The 16,403-nt window shown below is 62.6% G+C and carries 16 protein-coding genes; 7 read left to right on the top strand and 9 right to left on the bottom strand.

Translation table 11 applies throughout. The features are described from left to right. The first annotated feature begins 14 nt into the window (after positions 1 to 14). On the top strand, positions 15 to 1,037 hold the full coding sequence (locus JT360_RS14830; protein WP_214472403.1) for a phosphoribosyltransferase family protein: 1,023 nt from the start codon (positions 15 to 17) through the stop codon (positions 1,035 to 1,037). Between the two features lie 45 nt (positions 1,038 to 1,082). Here the strand turns inward: JT360_RS14830 and JT360_RS14825 are convergent, their stop codons facing one another. The 8 genes from JT360_RS14825 to JT360_RS14790 form a co-directional block, all read right to left on the bottom strand. After that, on the bottom strand, positions 1,083 to 2,162 hold the full coding sequence (locus JT360_RS14825) for a glycosyltransferase (RefSeq protein WP_214472402.1): 1,080 nt from the start codon (positions 2,160 to 2,162) through the stop codon (positions 1,083 to 1,085). 69 nt (positions 2,163 to 2,231) lie between these two features. Further along, entirely contained in the window at positions 2,232 to 2,681 is a 450-nt protein-coding gene (locus JT360_RS14820) for a hypothetical protein (RefSeq protein WP_214472401.1), read from the bottom strand. Positions 2,682 to 2,694: 13 nt separating this feature from the next. Next, positions 2,695 to 4,137: a GMC oxidoreductase gene (locus tag JT360_RS14815; protein WP_214472400.1), complete on the bottom strand. Its 1,443-nt coding sequence runs from the start codon at positions 4,135 to 4,137 to the stop codon at positions 2,695 to 2,697. Between the two features lie 67 nt (positions 4,138 to 4,204). Continuing rightward, positions 4,205 to 5,536 carry a UDP-glucose dehydrogenase family protein gene (locus tag JT360_RS14810; RefSeq protein ID WP_214472399.1) on the bottom strand — a complete coding sequence of 444 codons (1,332 nt, stop codon included), beginning with the start codon at positions 5,534 to 5,536 and terminating at the stop codon, positions 4,205 to 4,207. A gap of 67 nt (positions 5,537 to 5,603) precedes the next feature. Further along, positions 5,604 to 6,467 (bottom strand): endo-1,3-1,4-beta-glycanase ExoK, encoded by an 864-nt coding sequence (gene exoK / locus JT360_RS14805; protein ID WP_214472398.1) that lies wholly within the window; start codon positions 6,465 to 6,467, stop codon positions 5,604 to 5,606. A 141-nt stretch (positions 6,468 to 6,608) separates the two neighbouring features. Continuing rightward, positions 6,609 to 7,016 (bottom strand): single stranded DNA-binding domain-containing protein, encoded by a 408-nt coding sequence (locus JT360_RS14800; protein ID WP_214472397.1) that lies wholly within the window; start codon positions 7,014 to 7,016, stop codon positions 6,609 to 6,611. A gap of 289 nt (positions 7,017 to 7,305) precedes the next feature. Then, complete coding sequence (locus tag JT360_RS14795; protein ID WP_214472396.1) at positions 7,306 to 8,328, bottom strand: glycosyltransferase family 2 protein; 1,023 nt, start codon at positions 8,326 to 8,328, stop codon at positions 7,306 to 7,308. Between the two features lie 64 nt (positions 8,329 to 8,392). Beyond that, entirely contained in the window at positions 8,393 to 9,523 is a 1,131-nt protein-coding gene (locus JT360_RS14790) for a nucleotidyltransferase family protein (RefSeq protein ID WP_214472395.1), read from the bottom strand. 503 nt (positions 9,524 to 10,026) lie between these two features. Here JT360_RS14790 and JT360_RS14785 point away from each other — a divergent pair. The 6 genes from JT360_RS14785 (at position 10,027) to JT360_RS14760 (ending at position 15,931) form a co-directional block, all read left to right on the top strand. Continuing rightward, entirely contained in the window at positions 10,027 to 10,179 is a 153-nt protein-coding gene (locus JT360_RS14785) for a lasso peptide (RefSeq protein ID WP_214472394.1), read from the top strand. A 162-nt stretch (positions 10,180 to 10,341) separates the two neighbouring features. Continuing rightward, positions 10,342 to 10,641 carry a PqqD family protein gene (locus tag JT360_RS14780; protein ID WP_214472393.1) on the top strand — a complete coding sequence of 100 codons (300 nt, stop codon included), beginning with the start codon at positions 10,342 to 10,344 and terminating at the stop codon, positions 10,639 to 10,641. A gap of 91 nt (positions 10,642 to 10,732) precedes the next feature. Further along, positions 10,733 to 11,143 carry a lasso peptide biosynthesis B2 protein gene (locus tag JT360_RS14775; RefSeq protein WP_250888820.1) on the top strand — a complete coding sequence of 137 codons (411 nt, stop codon included), beginning with the start codon at positions 10,733 to 10,735 and terminating at the stop codon, positions 11,141 to 11,143. After that, entirely contained in the window at positions 11,140 to 13,062 is a 1,923-nt protein-coding gene (locus tag JT360_RS14770; protein ID WP_214472391.1) for a lasso peptide isopeptide bond-forming cyclase, read from the top strand. Before JT360_RS14775 ends, JT360_RS14770 begins: the two co-directional genes overlap by 4 nt. Then, on the top strand, positions 13,059 to 14,078 hold the full coding sequence (locus JT360_RS14765; RefSeq protein ID WP_214472390.1) for a phosphoenolpyruvate carboxykinase (ATP): 1,020 nt from the start codon (positions 13,059 to 13,061) through the stop codon (positions 14,076 to 14,078). Before JT360_RS14770 ends, JT360_RS14765 begins: the two co-directional genes overlap by 4 nt. A gap of 8 nt (positions 14,079 to 14,086) precedes the next feature. Continuing rightward, positions 14,087 to 15,931, top strand: coding sequence for an ABC transporter ATP-binding protein (locus tag JT360_RS14760; protein ID WP_214472389.1), 1,845 nt, complete (start codon positions 14,087 to 14,089; stop codon positions 15,929 to 15,931). 23 nt (positions 15,932 to 15,954) lie between these two features. Here JT360_RS14760 and JT360_RS14755 read toward each other — a convergent pair whose 3' ends face one another. Continuing rightward, the gene (locus JT360_RS14755) at positions 15,955 to 16,230 is read right to left on the bottom strand and encodes an exopolysaccharide production repressor protein (RefSeq protein ID WP_214472388.1); all 276 of its coding nucleotides are present in this window, start codon (positions 16,228 to 16,230) and stop codon (positions 15,955 to 15,957) included. Positions 16,231 to 16,403: the final 173 nt, after the last annotated feature.

Raw genomic sequence — 16,403 nt, 5'->3', positions numbered from 1 at the left:
ATCAGGTCTGATTCATGCACTACCGATCGATCTCCGACATGAACGACACGATCGTCAGCAACCTTCACCGGCTGCCGCGCGACATCGACCTGGTGGTTGGCGTTCCCAGAAGCGGCGTGCTGGCGGCAACGCTGGTGAGCCTCGCGGCGAACATCCCGATGACCGATTTGGACTCCTTCCTGGACGGCCGGGTCTATACGTCGGGCGTCACCAAGCGCCGCGCTGCGCTCGACCGCAAGGTCTCGGAGATGCGCAAGGTGCTGGTGATCGACGATAGCGTCGCCGGCGGCAATGCCATGCGCGATGCCCGCGGACGGATTGAGGCTGCCGGCATCGAGGCTGATTTTACATTTGCCGCAGTGTTCGGCCTGCAGCCGCAGCATCCTGAAACCGATATCGTCTTTGACGTCGTGCCGCATCCGCGCATGTTCCAGTGGAATTTCATGCACCACAAATTCCTGGCGCAGTGCTGCGTCGACATAGATGGCGTGCTCTGCCTCGATCCGACCGAAGCGGAAAACGACGACGGTCCGGCCTACGAGAAATTCCTCAGCGAAGCGCGGCCGCTCCATGCCCCGACCCACAGGATCGGCTGGTTGGTCACCAGCCGGCTTGAGAAATACCGTGGACTGACCGAGGCGTGGCTGGCCAAGAACGGAATCCAGTATGACCAATTGGTCATGCTCGACCTGCCGAGCAAGGCCGAGCGCCAGCGGCTTGGCGCGCATGGCAGTTTCAAGGCCGATTTCTACCGCAAATCCGATGCCATGCTGTTCATCGAAAGCGAGCATGCGCAGGCGCTGAAGATCACCGAGCTATCCGGCAAGCCAGTGCTGTGTGTCGAGACGCATATGGTCAGCTTTCCCGATGCGCTGTCGCTGCCGGCACTCGGCCAGGCCGCGCGCAACCTGCCGGCCAGGCTACGGCAGATCAACTCGCAGGAAGGCCGCAAGGGCGCCGTCAAGGCCCTTGCCCGTGCCCTGCTTGGGGCGCGAGGCTACGAGACGCTGAAAAGCCGGGTCAAGCGCCCGGCCTGATTTCCGTGCTGCGACGCAATCCGGATGGAAAGCCGTTCCACATATTTAGGCGGCCTGGCGCGCACGCTGCTGCACCGCCCTGTCCAGTATTGAGAAGAAGGTGACGAACTGACGGTCGGGATCGAGTTCCGGGCGCGCCGCGAAGCTGCGCGCGAGACCCGAGACCCGGTCATATTCCTGGTTGTCGTTCCACAACTGCCTGACGGCCGCGACCCAGTCGGCGAGCGGCGCGTCATAGTCGAGCACCGCGCCGCCGGGACCGATCGCTTCCGGCAGGCCGCCGCGCCGCGAGCCGACGACCGGGATGCCGCTGCAATGAGCCTCGGATGCGACACGGCCCCAGGCCTCCTCCCATTTGCTGGGCGCAAGCAGGATCCTGGTGCGGCCATAGACCGTCTTCATGTCGCTGGTGCGGCTTTCCAGCGTGACATTGCCGAGCGGCTCGATCGTATCTTCGATGCGCGCCCGATGGTCTTCGTCCAGCTTCCAGCTTTCGACGAACAGGAACGGGATTTCGGGGCAGGCGCCGGCAAGACGCACCGCCAGCTCAAAGCCTTTTTCCTCATAGGGGTTGATCAGGGTGACGAACTGGCCCGTGCTCGGCGTGCTGTAATGCATCGGATTGATGGTCGGCGGGATCACCGCCGCATCAATGCCGAACTCCCTGCTGTAGGTGCGCGCGGTGAATTCGGAATTGGCGATGTAGAGTGCGGAGCGCAATTCGCGCAGGTCACCGCCCAGTTCATGAAACTCGACATTGCGGAGATAGACGACCAGCGGCACGCCCTCCGCCTGCAGAGCCTTGCCGAGCGGAACCGACTTGTGACACTGAACCACCGCCACATCCGGCTTCACCCGGTTGACGGCAAAGCTTGCCGCCTCCCAGGGGAACCACGCCCGGATCACCGGGTAGCCGGGAAAACTGTCGACGACCGCCGGTTGGCGCAACAGCTTCATCTTGGCGCGCGCCTTGAAGCCGAAGACACCGTCGCCGAACAGGGCGGCAAGCACCGCGGCCTCATGCCCGTGCTCGATCAGTTGTTCGGCCAGATGATGCGTGCTGGACTGGACGCCGCCGCTGAACTCCGGCGGGTAGCCGTTGCCGCCTGCAAAAAGAACTTTCATGATCCTGGCTCCTGGTCTTTTCGCGTTTCATTCCCTGCGGCCCGATGAAGAGCCGCGTCGAAGGCCGCCTCAGGCATTTCGCGGCGCATCAAGCGTCGCGAACGGATTGGTGCATGGCTGCCATCCGGTGAACCGGATCGGATCATCGGGCGAACTGCGCCAGGCGTAGTCCGTCAGCATATGGAACTCAGCAACCAGCCAGCGATCGAAATGCGTGAGATCGCGCCGCTTCTGCCTCGGCAGCAAATCGCGTGCCTGCCCGAGCTTCGTCGTTTCGAGCAAGGTGATGGCATCACTGAGTTTTTTACTTGGGAATATCCACGGGTTCCGGTTGCGGAACGCCAGCACGAACTGCTGCAGATGCTCAATGCGCATGTTCAGCCTGCCGAAATATTTTTCGAGCGTGACGCGAACCAGATCCTCGTCCGAAAACGAGGAGACGGCCGCATAGGCAACGCCTGTCGAGGCAACTCCACCGGCCATGATTGCCAGTGCCGAGCGCCGTGTGATTTCGATCATCGGTCTGCTCCTCTCACGCGATGCGGCTCGCCGCCCGCAAGGACAAAGCTGCCGCGGTCAGGCTCGGGTTGGCGCAGGAGCAGCTTGGATAGGTGCTGGTGCCCACGACAACCAGGTTTCTCAACCGGTGATGGATCATGCTGCTGTCGACAACAGAATCGGCCGGGCCAGTGCCCATCCTCAGCGTGCCCTGGACATGCGATTCCGTTGGCCGGATGCCGCGGTCGAAGAGCCTTTCGACCGGCAGCGGGGCAAGCAGCTCAGGCAATTTCTCCAGCGCCCGAGCCATGCCTTTGACTGCATAGTCCGACGGCGCCTTGAAACTGACGAAAGCATTGTCGTCGTCGTCGAGGGTGACGAAATTCTCGTGGTCGAGCAGGTTTTCAGTGACCACGACAAGCGGCAGAGCTTGGCGCAGCCGCCCCTTCTCGGCACGCATCCCGTGTTGCCAGCGGTTCTCGAAATAGACCAGTGCCGCCGCGTGCTCGGACCGGTGCGGACCATCATAGAGGCCGAAATTCAGGCCGGTGGTGATGGTGCTGCCGTCGAAATTGTCGACGCCGTCTAGATAGACTTCGAAATTCCAGCCATAGGATTCATGCAGGCCGCGCCCGACGAATTCGTCTCCGAGGCCTGATCGCAGCATGATCGCGGCGCTCTGGATGGCATTGGCGCCGAGAATGAAGAGGTCGCCGCTGACCTGGTATTCCTTGCCGTCATGGGCGAAGGTAACCGAACGGACCGTGCCGCCGACATGGTCGAGCCGCCGCACTTCCGCGCCGAGGCAAACCGAAACGTCGGGATGCTCGAAGACATGCATCAGGCCGTTGTTGGCGGTGAATTTGGCGTCGACCGGGCACAGCCAGCAGCGCAGATTGGCACAGCACGACGTGCGCTGCGCGGTCGGCACGCGGGCGCGGGCGGTGGGCATGACGAAGTGCTGGTCGGGCTGGGCCGCCTTCATCATCCTGTCCGGCGTCGACATGCGATGCGGCGGCTGCGGAAACGGCTTCGAACGCGGTAGCATCGCCGCCATGTCGGGATCGCCCGAGATCGACATGATCTCCTCGGCATCGCAGTAGAACGGCTCGACGTCATCATAGCTGATCGGCCAGTCATTGCCGATGCCGTAGGTGCTTTTCAGCCTGAAATCATTGGGATGAAACCTTGGCGTCTGCGCGAACCAGCAATTGGTCCCGCCGCCCAGCCCGATCGTGTAATTCCACGGCTTGTCGGAATTGGTCTTGTAGGTCGTTTCGTCGTCGATATCGGTGTTGGCGTTCTGGCCGAGCTGCCATTCATGCGTGTTGTGCCGGCCCCATTCCAGCACCAGGATGCGCGCCTTACGCCGCTTGGCGAACTCGTGCAGGAAAAAGGCCGAGCCGAAGCCGGAACCGATCGCGACAAGATCGAAATGATCCTTGGTAATTTGCTCTGGCTTTACGTCCAGCACCATCAGCCACAACTCCTTTCCGCGCCGGGCGCGCCCGCAGGATTGAGCCTCGGGCTCTCCGCGCCCTGTCTCATGCCGCCATTCTGCCGATCGAGTGGTATTCGATGCCGTGGCGCGCCACGACCTTGGGATCATAGAGGTTGCGGCCATCGAAAATGACCGGCGTGGTCAGCGCGTGCTTCAGAGCGTCGAAGGACGGCGCACGAAAGCTCTTCCATTCGGTGGCGATCATCAGCGCATCGGCGCCGCGCAAGGCCGCTTCCTTGGTGCCGCACAGCATGAGGTCGTCGCGCAGGCCGTAGATGGCCTGGCATTCCTGCATCGCCTCGGGGTCATAGGCCTGCACCGTAGCGCCGGCCTTCCAGAGCGCTTCCATCAGCACACGAGCAGGCGCCTCGCGCATGTCGTCGGTGTTGGGCTTGAAGGCCAGGCCCCACAACGCAAAGGTCTTGCCCCTTAGGTTGCCCTTGAAATAGCGGTTCACCTTGTCGAACAGGACGGATTTCTGATCGTTGTTGCGCTCCTCCACGGCGCGCAGCAGCTTGGCGTCGAACTTGACGCCCTCGGCGGTCTTGATCAGCGCCCGCACATCCTTGGGGAAACACGAGCCGCCATAGCCGAGACCTGGATAGATGAAGTGGTAGCCGATGCGAGGATCGCTGCCGATACCCTTGCGCACCTCCTCGATGTCGGCGCCGAGCTGCTCGGCGAGGTTGGCCATCTCGTTCATGAAGCTGATCTTGGTCGCCAGCATGCAGTTGGCGGCGTATTTGGTGAATTCGGCGCTGCGCACGTCCATCACGATCATCTTCTCGTGGTTGCGGTTGAACGGGGCGTAGAGCTCGCGCATCACCGCCTCGGTGTCCTCGCTGGACGTGCCGACGATGATGCGGTCGGGCTTCATGCAGTCGGCGACGGCCGAGCCTTCCTTGAGGAATTCGGGATTGGAGGCGACGTCGAAACTCAAATCCTCGCGCCCTCTCTTCTTCAGCGTCTCGGCGATCCTGGCCTTCACCTTTTCGCAGGTGCCGACCGGCACGGTCGACTTGCCGACGACGATCTTGGCGGTCTCCATCTCGCGGCCGATAGTCTCGGCGACCGCCAGCACGTATTTGAGATCGGCCGAACCATCCTCGCCGGGCGGCGTGCCGACCGCGATCATCTGGATTTCGCCGTGCCTGACGGCGGCAGCGGCGTCGGTGGTGAATTTGATGCGGCCGGCGGCGTGATTCTCCCTGACGATGCTTTCGAGGCCCGGCTCGAAAATCGGGACGAAGCCCTGGTTGAGCCTCTCCACCTTGTTTGCGTCGATGTCGACGCAAACAACCTGGTGGCCAACTTCGGCAAGCACGGCCGCCTGCACCAGGCCGACATAGCCAATTCCAAACACCGTCAAGTTCATTCGGTTTCGTTCCTGTTCAGGGCCGCGAAGCGTTTTCGGTGCGGCCGGTTCATTCCGACTTTCCCAATCATTTTATAGTGCATGCCAGCGATTCCGGAAATTGGCAGGGTTGGCCGAGCGCGGTGAAGGCAACGCGCTCGACCTGCAGCGAAACCTTGCGGCCGGGATCCGCGAACGCGCCCATCCAGCTCTTCATCGTGTCGCTGCCCCAAAGGCTGAAGAAGATCTTCTGCGCATGGCTGGGCAGCTTCGCCGGATCGGTGATGGTGTTCACCAGCTGGCCGTTGACGTACCAGCGCAAACTGTCCTTCTGCCAGACGAAGGCATAGTCGTTGTAGGCTCTGTCGGTGCCGCCCGGCACGTCGACCAGCTTCTCGTTCTTGCCCTTGCCGGCGATATAGGCATTGACCTGCACCTTGGATGTGTCCTTGGTCAGGATCTCGAAATCGATCTCGTCCCAAGGCTGCTTGTCGGACGGGCCGATATAGGAGAAGAAAGCCGCGTTGAAGCCCGGCCCGGTGTCGGTCTTCATCCGCGCCTCATAGGTGCCGTAGCCGAAGCGCTGCTTGGTCTGGATCTCGCCGCAGGCGAATTCGCGATCCTTCGTTTTCCCTTTCTCGAAGCTCAGCGACAGCGCGCCGTCCGACAGGCTGACCTGCTTCTTCGACCAGGTGCAATTCTGGTGGCTGCCGTTCGTCCAGCCGTCGGAAACGTACCAGCGCTCACGGTTGAAGCTGGTGAAATCGTCGACGAAAGAAGGAGCCGTCTCGATATCCTGTGCATGGGCAGGAACTGCCGAGAGACAGCCAAGAGCGGCCAGCAGCAGCGCACTGGGCAAAACCAATCGCCGCAGCCCGGCCTGCCGGGTTTTGCGCGCGAAGGACATTGCGTCAATTGCTGTCGTGGACGTGGTTTTCGGACCAGAACTCATATCAAACTCACCTTGTGCTGTGCGCCTTCAACCCAACGTCGACATTTGAACCGCTTCCAAACGGGCCAACCTTGACCTCCTTTTTGAGCCTCTCGAAGTTCCTTCGCTGTCTTGCATCATCCTTTGCAGCAGTCCCCGCCTTCACGTCCGCGCTCGGCCGGCACCCGCGGGCCTGGCGAAATCGGCCGCGGTTGCCGAACCGGACGCCTCAGCGTCATCGAAGACCATATCCAGCGAATGACGAACCTCCTTCATCATGACGTTCTGGCGCGACAGCGCCGCGATGCGGCGCTCACAATTCAGGATCGATTGCGTCAGCCCGCTGACTTCGGATGACCGCCTCTCGGAAGCGGAGCCGTTTTCCATGGCTTCGACGAGGAAGGCCGCGTTGGTCGCCGTCTTGCGGTAGCGGCTCTCCAGGCCGGTTTTCTCGGCCTCGATCTCGGCGGCGATCTGCTCGAACAGCTTCGCCAGCCGGTCGAGGCGCGAGATGTCGGCCTGCCGGTCGCGGGCCGGATCCCTTGATCTGAAGCCGAATATCGAGGCCATGAGCTTAAATTCCTGTCATCGCCGGCTGGCGTGCCGGGCTACTGGCCGATCCCCGCAACCGGGGTAAAAAAAAACGGGTACCGCGTCGTCCCGCTCCTCCGACGGGAGAGACTTCAGACCAATCCGATCGGGGGCCAGTTCGGCTGGTCGTCCAATTTGCTGCACCGCAACATAGACTGCCATCACCTGAGCCGTGAGGCAACCACCCAATTCGTAAACTCATAAATCCGCCGGAAATGGTTGCGCGACGAGGCTGCTGTCGGCCGACAAACCGAACATTCCCCGCGCCTTACCGCTCCTTGCCCGTGCTGGTTCCAGCCATCAGGAAACGCAGCGGCGGCACATGTTTGTGGCCGGACATGAGGCCAACACGACGAAACAATGCCTCGAGCTTGTCGGACGCCACGCCCTGGACGATGGGGACCAGGTTGGATTGACTTGCGAAGGCATAGGCCGCGGCCGAGGCCAGCCCGCGCTCGGCCTTCACATCGAGAAAATTGCGCAGCCGGTATTTGTCGCGCACGTGCCGCTCATGCCGCCGCAGCACCGCTTTGGAGCCTTCCGGCAGGCTGTCGATCGCCAGCAGCGCCAGATCTGCGTCGGCCAATCGCTTCAGGTCCTGCGTCTTGTGGCGGCCGCTGAGCGAATCGGCGCGCACGATGGCGCCGTAGCCGCAGGAGCGGATGACCTTGAACCGCGCGCCGTGGGCGACAGCGCGCGCGTAGAGTTCATAGTCCTCGCCCAGGCGCAGGCTCTCATCGTAGCGCAGTCCGTGCCGGTCGAGGAAGGCACGGCTGATCACGGGCTTCAAGAAGCCAAGTTCGCCTCTTTGCACGCGGCGCCTGGAGATGTTGCCCTCGACGAAACGCTCGAAGTCGAGGAATTCCGGATCGGCGGCAAAGTCGGGGGCGGCGATTTTCGTCGCATCATCCGTCGCGTCATCCCTGATGAGCATGATGTTGTCGGCCGCGAAATCCCAATCGGCGCCGGCAAACAGGTTGCGGAACCGGCCCTCGAGGAAGAAGTCGTCGGCGTCCAGAATGCTGATGAACGGCGCTTTGGAGGCGGCGATCGCGGCATTGCGGGCGAAGGAAGGGCCGCGATTGACGTCGAGGCGCATCACCTTGAGCCGGCCGCTGCCGTCGTCGGCGGAGCGGGCGACCTCGGCCGTATCATCTGTGGAGCCGTCGTCGACGACGACGACCTCCGCCACTTCCGGTTCGCGCAACGCGGATGCGATAGCGACCGCGATCGTGCGCGCCGCATTTTTGGCCGCGATGATCACGCAGACCTCGGATTTCGTCATCGACATAAGTTTGCCTCTTGCACAGGTTCCGATCTGCCCTCGCCCTGTACGCATTCCGACGCCACCGCCATCACGGACTGGCCGGCCGCTCGAAGATGCGGCGGCTGATGTCCGCCGACGCTGCCCAGCCAGCCTCGGCCAGGTAGCGGACGGGAGCCCTGCCGCACAATTCCCACAACACCGTTCGCCGCTGCGGCCATCGCAAGGACGACAGCCATGGCGCGATGACCATGTTGAGCAGGTCCTCGTTGCCGATGCGCGACAGGATCGGCTTGGCCCGTTCCGACAAAAGCGTACCGGTGCCGCCCAGCAGCACATCGGCGGCGCGCAGGCCGAGCAGCAGCGTGTCGTCCAACCCCTGGCTCACCGCCGCATCGAGCACTTGGCGTTGCTCGGCGTCGTCGAGACGGTTGGCGCTGGCTCTGATATCACAGACATAGCCAGCGCAGGGTTCGCGGTTGAACAGTGCCTTGGCGACGCTGATGCAGGACAGCATCAGAGTGTCGGCGACCGAGGTGAACGGCACTTCGGTGCCGGCAATCTCGACCAGCCGTTTGCGCCGCAGGAACCCGTCTGCATCGCGCGGACTGGGCGAGCCTGGCTGCTGGAGGCGATAGTGAAGGTCGACCGTGGACGATTTCGGCCCGTTGCCGCGGATCATATGCTGTTCGCCAAGGAAGCGAACCCACCAGACCGAGCGCGACTTGCCTGATACTTCGTAGCCGATCGAACGCAGAACATCGCGCGCTTTCGAGAAACCGGCCGGGGAAACCAGGATGTCGATATCGCCCGAAGGCTTCATGAAGTGGTCGTCGTAGAGCAGGTGCTGCTGGAACGGGCCCTTCAGAAAGACGAAATCGATCTGGCTGTCGTGCAGCGCCTGATGGATTGCTATCGAATCCATGAGGCAGGCGGCGTTCATCGAAACCGTCTGCCTGCGATAGGTGTCGAGCCATTGGAACAGCTCAGCCGGCCTTTCGGCCGCAGGCGCGCGCGACAGCGCCTTCAGAACGAAAATGGCGACCTTGTTCAGCCTGGCGATGTCGGCGACGGCGGTGTCGGAAAGGCTCGGCGTCGACACGTGACTTGCCGAGGCGGCCGGCCCGGCGAAATACAATCGCAGGCAGGCCTGAACATAGGCAATCTCTTCGGCGCAGTCGGCGGCGCGCAGTCGTTCATAGGAACTTTCCGGCAAGGCCATTGAGCGCATAGTCTCCAAAAAGCGGTTTGCGCGACACGCATGCTGCAAGTGCGAAGCGAAGCATCCTCAAAAATCTCGGCGCCGTAAAGCCTTTCCTTTTGCAGCGCGGTACCTTGCAACCAGAGCGTTTGCCTACCTTCGAACGCGGGCAAGTATCCAGTCCTTCCGAACGGGTCCAACCGGCCATCAGTTCCGAATTGGCTAACAAAAATCAGTCTTTTTAGCGACGCCTAAAAAAGCATCAGCCGGATGAAATTTTATCATAAGCAAATCAATTGCTTAAAGAATCGCCAGCGAGCAGAGGCGATTGCGCCTGGCCTCGACCTCAAAGAGGTCAAACTTTGAGCATTTCTTGCACACCTAATGACGCCCGCAACCCATAATTGATTAACACCTGGTAAATCAGGCTTGACTCATAAATGTTGCTATGCAGCTATTGCATTGCAGCATGAAAGTGCTGACGGCACTCGACAGGCCGTTTCAAGTCCTCATAGGAGAGTAAAATGGAACAGAATGTTGAAAGGCACGAGTACGAAACGCCAAGCCTGACGGTACATGGTTCGATTGAAACCATCACCCAGGGCGGCGGTGGCAGCACGGCAATCGACGCTTCGTTTCCCGCGCACACCCCGATCGGCGACCTGACGTTCTCCTGAGACTAGCCTGGTCCTGAAGGAGTGACGTTGGGCCTCCAGGATCCAAGACCATAAACCATAAATGGAGCCGGGGATGAAAATCCCCGACTTTCCAGCATTGATCCGACTTTCCTGCACTGAACTGACGACGCGTAGACCGTGTGTTGCAAACGAGGTTTTAGGATGAACTGGAACCCATCTGAGCACGATTGCGTAAGTGCCACCAAGGATGCCGTGGCTTGCGAATTCGGCGATGGCCTCGCGCTCCTCAATCTGAAATCCAATATCTATTACAGCCTCAATGGCGTCGGCGCTTTCATCTGGGAACTGATCCAGGAGCCGAAGTCGATCGCCGATATCCGCGGCGCCGTGCTTGAGCGTTACAATGTCGACGCCGAGCGCTGCAAGACCGACGTCGACGCATTGCTGAAAGGCCTGGCCGAAAACGGACTTGCGAGGCTGCAGCATGAGGCACTCGTTTAGGCAGGCTCCGCAAAAGGCCATGATCTCGCGGCAAGGACCTGCGATGGAACACAGACCCAGGCCGGCGAAACGCCGGCCCAGCCGGCGGAGCTTGGCCAGGGTTCTCTCCCTGAACGGCTCGGAAGCACTTTTCCTTTGCCGCTGCCTGGTGGTGGTCGCAACCGTCCGGCTGGCGCTGACATTGTTCTCCTACAACCGTGTTCGCGGCATGGTGACCCGGCTCAACGCGCGCCAGTGCGCCAGTATGGGCGAGTTGCGGCTCGTCGCCTGGGGGGTTAGCGCGGCTGCAAGGTTCGTGCCGCGCGCCACCTGCCTGACCCAGGCGCTTTCGGGCCAATACATTCTTGCGCGCCAGGGCAATGCCTCCAACATCCGCATCGGCATCGAACGCGGCACGGGCGAGCAACTGAAGGCGCATGCCTGGCTGGTCAGCGACAACCATATCGTGCTTGGCGGCTCGGTCGATGGTTTCGCCCATCTGGTCGACCACGGCAGCCGATGAGCGGCGTGGCCGGAATCCTGCTGCGACAGGGGCCCGCGCCGACGGACGCGGCGACCGACATCCAGCAGATGCTGGCACGCATGCGCCATCGCGCCCCCGACGGAAATTCATGGTGGCTGGACACCGGCATCGCGCTTGGCCACGCCTGGCTCAACACCACGGATGAAGCCGGCCCCGGCCCGCTGACCATGGCCGGCGGCAAGCTCGCCATCACCGCCGATTGCCGGCTGGACAATCGCGACGAGTTGATGGCGAAGCTCGGCATACGCGACAGCTCGGTCGCCGATGCGACACTGCTGATGCGGGCCTATCTGCGCTGGGGTGAAGCCAGCCCCGTGCATCTGCAGGGCGATTTCGCCTTCGCGATCTGGGATGCCGAGCGGCAATTGCTGTTCTGCGCGCGAGACCATTTCGGGATCAAGCCATTCTACTACCATGCGGCGGACCGACGTTTCGCCTTTGCCTCCGAGATCGGGCCGATGCTTGGACTCGACGGCGTCGGTGCACGCATCAGCGAGCACCGGATCTCCGGCTTCCTGGCCGGGCTCCCCGACGACCCGCAATCGACGCCCTACAGCGACATTTTCAGCCTGCCGGCGCGGCACAGCCTCACCGTCACCGCGCAACAGGTGGTGCTGCGCCGATACTGGCAGATCGAGCCCTCGCCGCGAGCGCTGCGGTCGGATGCACCGGAGGAATTCGCCCATCTGTTCTCTCAATCGGTGCGCAACCGCATGCGCGGAAGTCGGTCGATCGGCGCGATGCTGAGCGGCGGCCTCGATTCCTCATCGATCGCCTGCGTCGCCGGCCTGCAGAACGCCGCCGAGCGGAAACCAAAGCTGCCCACCTTCTCGCTGATCTTCGAGAAGGGCTCGTCGATGGACGAGCGCGCCTTTATCGATGCGGTTCTCGATCAGCAGAGGGCCGACCCGACGCTGATCCCTGTCGGCAATTATGCACCCTTCGCCGAATTCGAGCGGGTGCTGGAGGAGCAGGAAGGCACCTTCCTGGCGCCCGGCCTGACGCTGACCCGCGGCATCTACCGGACGGCGGGCGCCAAGGGCATCAAGGTGCTGCTCGACGGCCATGGCGGCGACGAGGTCGTTTCGCAGGGACATGGCCATCTGCACGAGCTTGCCAATGCCGGCAAATGGCTGAACCTTTGGCGCGAGGTCCGCAGCGCCTCCGACACCTATGGCGACAGCACGTTCGGTCTCTATTACCAGTTCCTGACCCTTTACGGACCTGCCTGGCGCATCGCCAGGCTGAGACAGCTGGCGAACCGGGCGCTGAACAAGTTCCGCCGGCCTGGCCAAACGCAGCGTGGCCGGAGCTGGCGCGACCTGATCAATCCGGACCTGGCTAGGCGGACCGAACTCATCGACCGCTTCCGCCGGGCCGGCTATATGCCGCCCGGCGTCCAGGCCAGCGACGCGCTCAGCCATCGCTGGATCCTGTCCAACGGTTATGTGCCGCACTCTTTCGAGGTTCTCGACAAGGCAGCAGCCAATTTCGGCGTCGAACCGCGTTATCCGTTCTGGGACAAGCCGCTGGTCGAGTTCTGCCTGGCGCTGCCGGGCGAGGAGAAGCTCAGCCACGGCTTTGGCCGCTATGTGTTGCGCCGCGCCATGGAGGGCATCCTGCCGGCGGCGGTCCAGTGGCGGCGCGACAAGATCGATTTCACCGCCAATCTCGTTAATGGCATGGTGCGCAACCACCGCGACCTCCTGGAGCAATTGCTGGTCTCGGATGCCGGCCGCATCGCGCCCTACGTCAACCTGCCACAGGTGAGTGCCGCCTATGCGCGACTGCTGCGCCAACCCGATCAGGCGGCGCCGCTCGATGTCCAGTATGTCTGGCGCTCGGCGTCGCTGTCACTCTGGCTGCGGCAGGTCCAGCACAGCGGGAGCCCCGCATGATGCCTCGCAACCAGCCGCTCGCCGCACGTGCCGATCATCCTCCTCGCCATGGCGCGATGATGAGAGAGCGACGTTACTACCGGACCTATGGCCTGACCGTCGCATCCGACGTGGCATTGCCCGAGCTGGAACCGATGGAGCCGGTGGCGGCGCCGGATATCCTGATCGCCATCGGCGCCATCGACATGCCTGGGCCTTCGCCCGAGGCCGCGACGATCTTCCACTTCGACCCGGACCGGCAATATCTCGCTTGGCATGCCGTCGGCGCCTTCCTGATCAGCGACGGTTGTCGCATCGACATCGAGCCGGCGCCCGGCGTCGACGACGCATTACTTGCCTTCCCGCTGCTGGGGCCGGTGATGGCGCTGTTGCTGCACCGGCGCGGCCTGCTCGTCCTGCATGCCAGCGCCATCGCGGTGACCGGCAGGGGCACCATCTTCATGGGCGACAAGGGCGCCGGCAAATCGACGACGGCAAGTGCGCTGATCAGGGCCGGGCATGATCTGCTTACCGATGACGTCGTGGCGCTCGATCTCACCGACCCGGACGAGCCGATGATCGTTCCGGGCTTTCCGCAGATCAAGCTTGCCGCCGACGCCGCGGCCGCAATTCCGCTTGGCCAAGCTGAGGTGCGGCCGCAAGTGCATCCGGCGATCGAGAAGATGCAGCATCGCCTGCACGGCGCCTTCTCCGGCGGCAAAGTGCCGGCGACCAGGATCTATGTCCTCGAGCGCGGCCAAAGGGCCGAGATCACCCCCTTGTCCGGCATCGCCGCCTTGCAGGCCATCATCAAATTCTCCTACGTGACACGGTTTGGCCGCGCGGCCTTGACCGGCGATTTCGCGGCGATGCATTTTCGGCAATGTTCAGGAATCGCTAACCATGTCGGTGTGTGCCGGCTGGAAGTTCCGACCGGCCTCGACAGAATTGGCGAGGCGGTGGAGCTGATCGAAACCGACTTTGCGGCCTGGCATCTGGCGGCCGGGGATCCGGCGGCTGGCCGCCGGCAGCGGTGAGCGCAATCATGTCGAAGTCCTCGATCCTTCGCCTGTCACTGTTTCGCGATGTCGCCGCGTTCGGCGCCGTCATCGCCCAGATTGGCGGGCGGCGAACCTGGACGGCGCTGCTGTTCCTGATCCTCGGCAGCCTGACGGAAGGCATGTCGATCCTGCTGCTGGTGCCGCTGCTGCATCTGGTCGGGCGCGCCGACCAGGATTTCGCCGTCCGCTTGCCGAACATCGGTTTCGTGCGCTGGCTGGTGCCGGACGGAACGCTGCAGCTGACGACAGTGCTGTTTGCGCTGGTCGGGCTGGTTGCCGTGCAGGCCGCATTCAACCGCTTCAAGTCGGTCTACATGGCAAGGCTGCTTTTCGACTTCATCAACCGCTTGCGCATGAATTTGTTCGAGAGCATCGGCAAGGCGCGCTGGGGGGTGTTCGCGCGCATGCGCAGCTCCGACCTCGACCACGCCTTGACGGGAGACATAGACCGGGTCCAGGGGGCTGCCTTCTCCCTGCTGATGCTGGTGCAGATCGCCGTGCTTCTGGCCGGCTATCTCGTGGTCTCCGTGTTCATCTCGCCTGTCATGACGCTGTTTGCGGTGGTCATCGGCGTCATGATGTTCGTGGCGCTGCAGCCATTTCGCTCGCGCGCCACCGCGTTCGGGCGTGTCCTGACAAGCAATCGCCAGGATCAGTACCGAACGGTCTCGGAATTTCTTGGCGGCATCAAGGTGGCCAAGAGCCTGAATGTCGAGGCCAGTTATTTCGCGCAATTGCAGGCCACGCTCGAAAAGATGAAGGCCGACAACATCGACTATGTGCGCAACAGCTCGATCGGCACCGCCGTGTTCCAGGTGGCGAGCGTCGTCGGCTTGAGCCTGTTCATCTATGTGGCGCTGGTCCGCTTCAACCTGTCGTTGGCCGAGATCGTCGTACTGCTTCTGGTCTTCATGCGGATCGCGCCGCGCTTCATGGACATGCAGACGCAGGCGCAGCAAGTGCTGATCAACCTGCCCGCCTATACGGCCATGCGCGGCCTGCAGGCACGCTTCGACGCCGAGCGCGAACCGGGCCATGCCGAATCCAGGGATACAAGCAAGCTGTCGCTCGATACCGGGCTGAACATTCGCGGGGTCTCCTTCTTCTATGATGCCGGCGCCGGCAAGGCGGTGGTGAGCGACATCACCTTCGGCCTTCCCGCGGGCAAGGTCACTGCCCTGATCGGCCCTTCGGGATCGGGCAAGAGCACGATCGCCGACATGCTGCTCGGCCTGCTCGAGCCGACCGCCGGCAAGATCCTGGTCGACGGCGTCGAGATCGATGCCGCCAATCGCCGCCGCTGGCGCGACCAGGTGGCCTACGTGCCGCAGGATGTGTTCCTGCTGCACGACACGATCGCGGCCAATCTGCGTCTTGCCGCGCCGCAGGCCAGCAACGACGATTTGTGGACCGCGCTGCGCGCCGCGCATGCCGCCGAGTTCGTCGAACGGCTCGACCAGCGGCTCGATACAGTGGTCGGCGACCGTGGCGTGCGCCTCTCGGGCGGCGAACGCCAGCGCATCGCGCTGGCGCGGGCGCTGCTGCGCAAGCCGTCGCTGCTTATCCTGGATGAGGCGACCAGCGCGCTCGACTGGCAGAACCAGTCGCTGATCGCCCGGTCGATCGACGGATTGCGCGGCGCCATGACCATCCTGACCATCGCGCACCGTCCATCGATGATCGCCTTCGCGGACTGGGTGGTGGCGATGGAAGACGGCCGCGTCGTGGAAGTCGGGCAGTATCAGCGGCTGAAGGCAAAGCCGGCGAGCAGATTGTCCAGGATGCTGTCGGGAGAACAGGCGGAAAGCGAACCCGCCAATGTGGCCTGAGCCAGGTCAGATTCTCTTTCGAACTAGTGCACGCTCCGCCGGGCACTGCCAAGCTTCTCGCCTTCGGCCACGTCGGTCGAACTCAACTTTCTTTCCGCTTCGCGTAGCCTGTCGGCCGGCGTCGGCGCACTCCTGGCGATCATGGCATAGACGAGCGCGAAATAGCCGGCCTGGATGACCACGGCACAGATGACGACGCGCAGCAGTGTCGTGCCCAGCGAAGCGCCGTCGATCCAGGACCAGCTGACGACGATCGCGAGAGCGAAAATCATCCCAATGATGAATTTTGGAAGCGACATACCCAATAGCCCATAAACCGGCTCGGGTAATATCCAACGATAGCCCCACCCGAGCGCCGTCCCTTGTCATGCGGGCTTGTTAAACCACCCGCTGTCGACCGGTTGCTTCCGGCCTTTCAACCTGTCGCCACTCTGACAGGTATAATTTGCAATTCTATTAAGGCGAGCAGAAG

The sequence above is a fragment of the Mesorhizobium sp. dw_380 genome, assembly GCF_018588885.1.
Classification (GTDB): Bacteria; Pseudomonadota; Alphaproteobacteria; order Rhizobiales; family Rhizobiaceae; genus Mesorhizobium.
The sequence above is the reverse complement of the archived record's forward strand: the minus strand, read 5'-3'. Positions and strand labels throughout refer to the sequence as shown.

Bases quoted from the DNA above. Each gene is read 5' to 3' on its own strand.
- JT360_RS14790 (WP_214472395.1), bottom strand. From the start codon at position 9,523: ATGGCCTTGCCGGAAAGTTCCTATGAACGACTGCGCGCCGCCGACTGC.
- JT360_RS14770 (WP_214472391.1), top strand. From the start codon at position 11,140: ATGAGCGGCGTGGCCGGAATCCTGCTGCGACAGGGGCCCGCGCCGACG.
- JT360_RS14780 (WP_214472393.1), top strand. From the start codon at position 10,342: ATGAACTGGAACCCATCTGAGCACGATTGCGTAAGTGCCACCAAGGAT.
- JT360_RS14800 (WP_214472397.1), bottom strand. From the start codon at position 7,016: ATGGCCTCGATATTCGGCTTCAGATCAAGGGATCCGGCCCGCGACCGG.
- JT360_RS14825 (WP_214472402.1), bottom strand. From the start codon at position 2,162: ATGAAAGTTCTTTTTGCAGGCGGCAACGGCTACCCGCCGGAGTTCAGC.
- JT360_RS14795 (WP_214472396.1), bottom strand. From the start codon at position 8,328: ATGTCGATGACGAAATCCGAGGTCTGCGTGATCATCGCGGCCAAAAAT.
- JT360_RS14820 (WP_214472401.1), bottom strand. From the start codon at position 2,681: ATGATCGAAATCACACGGCGCTCGGCACTGGCAATCATGGCCGGTGGA.
- JT360_RS14810 (WP_214472399.1), bottom strand. From the start codon at position 5,536: ATGAACTTGACGGTGTTTGGAATTGGCTATGTCGGCCTGGTGCAGGCG.
- JT360_RS14765 (WP_214472390.1), top strand. From the start codon at position 13,059: ATGATGCCTCGCAACCAGCCGCTCGCCGCACGTGCCGATCATCCTCCT.
- JT360_RS14830 (WP_214472403.1), top strand. From the start codon at position 15: ATGCACTACCGATCGATCTCCGACATGAACGACACGATCGTCAGCAAC.
- JT360_RS14815 (WP_214472400.1), bottom strand. From the start codon at position 4,137: ATGGTGCTGGACGTAAAGCCAGAGCAAATTACCAAGGATCATTTCGAT.
- JT360_RS14755 (WP_214472388.1), bottom strand. From the start codon at position 16,230: ATGTCGCTTCCAAAATTCATCATTGGGATGATTTTCGCTCTCGCGATC.
- JT360_RS14785 (WP_214472394.1), top strand. From the start codon at position 10,027: ATGGAACAGAATGTTGAAAGGCACGAGTACGAAACGCCAAGCCTGACG.
- exoK (WP_214472398.1), bottom strand. From the start codon at position 6,467: ATGAGTTCTGGTCCGAAAACCACGTCCACGACAGCAATTGACGCAATG.
- JT360_RS14760 (WP_214472389.1), top strand. From the start codon at position 14,087: ATGTCGAAGTCCTCGATCCTTCGCCTGTCACTGTTTCGCGATGTCGCC.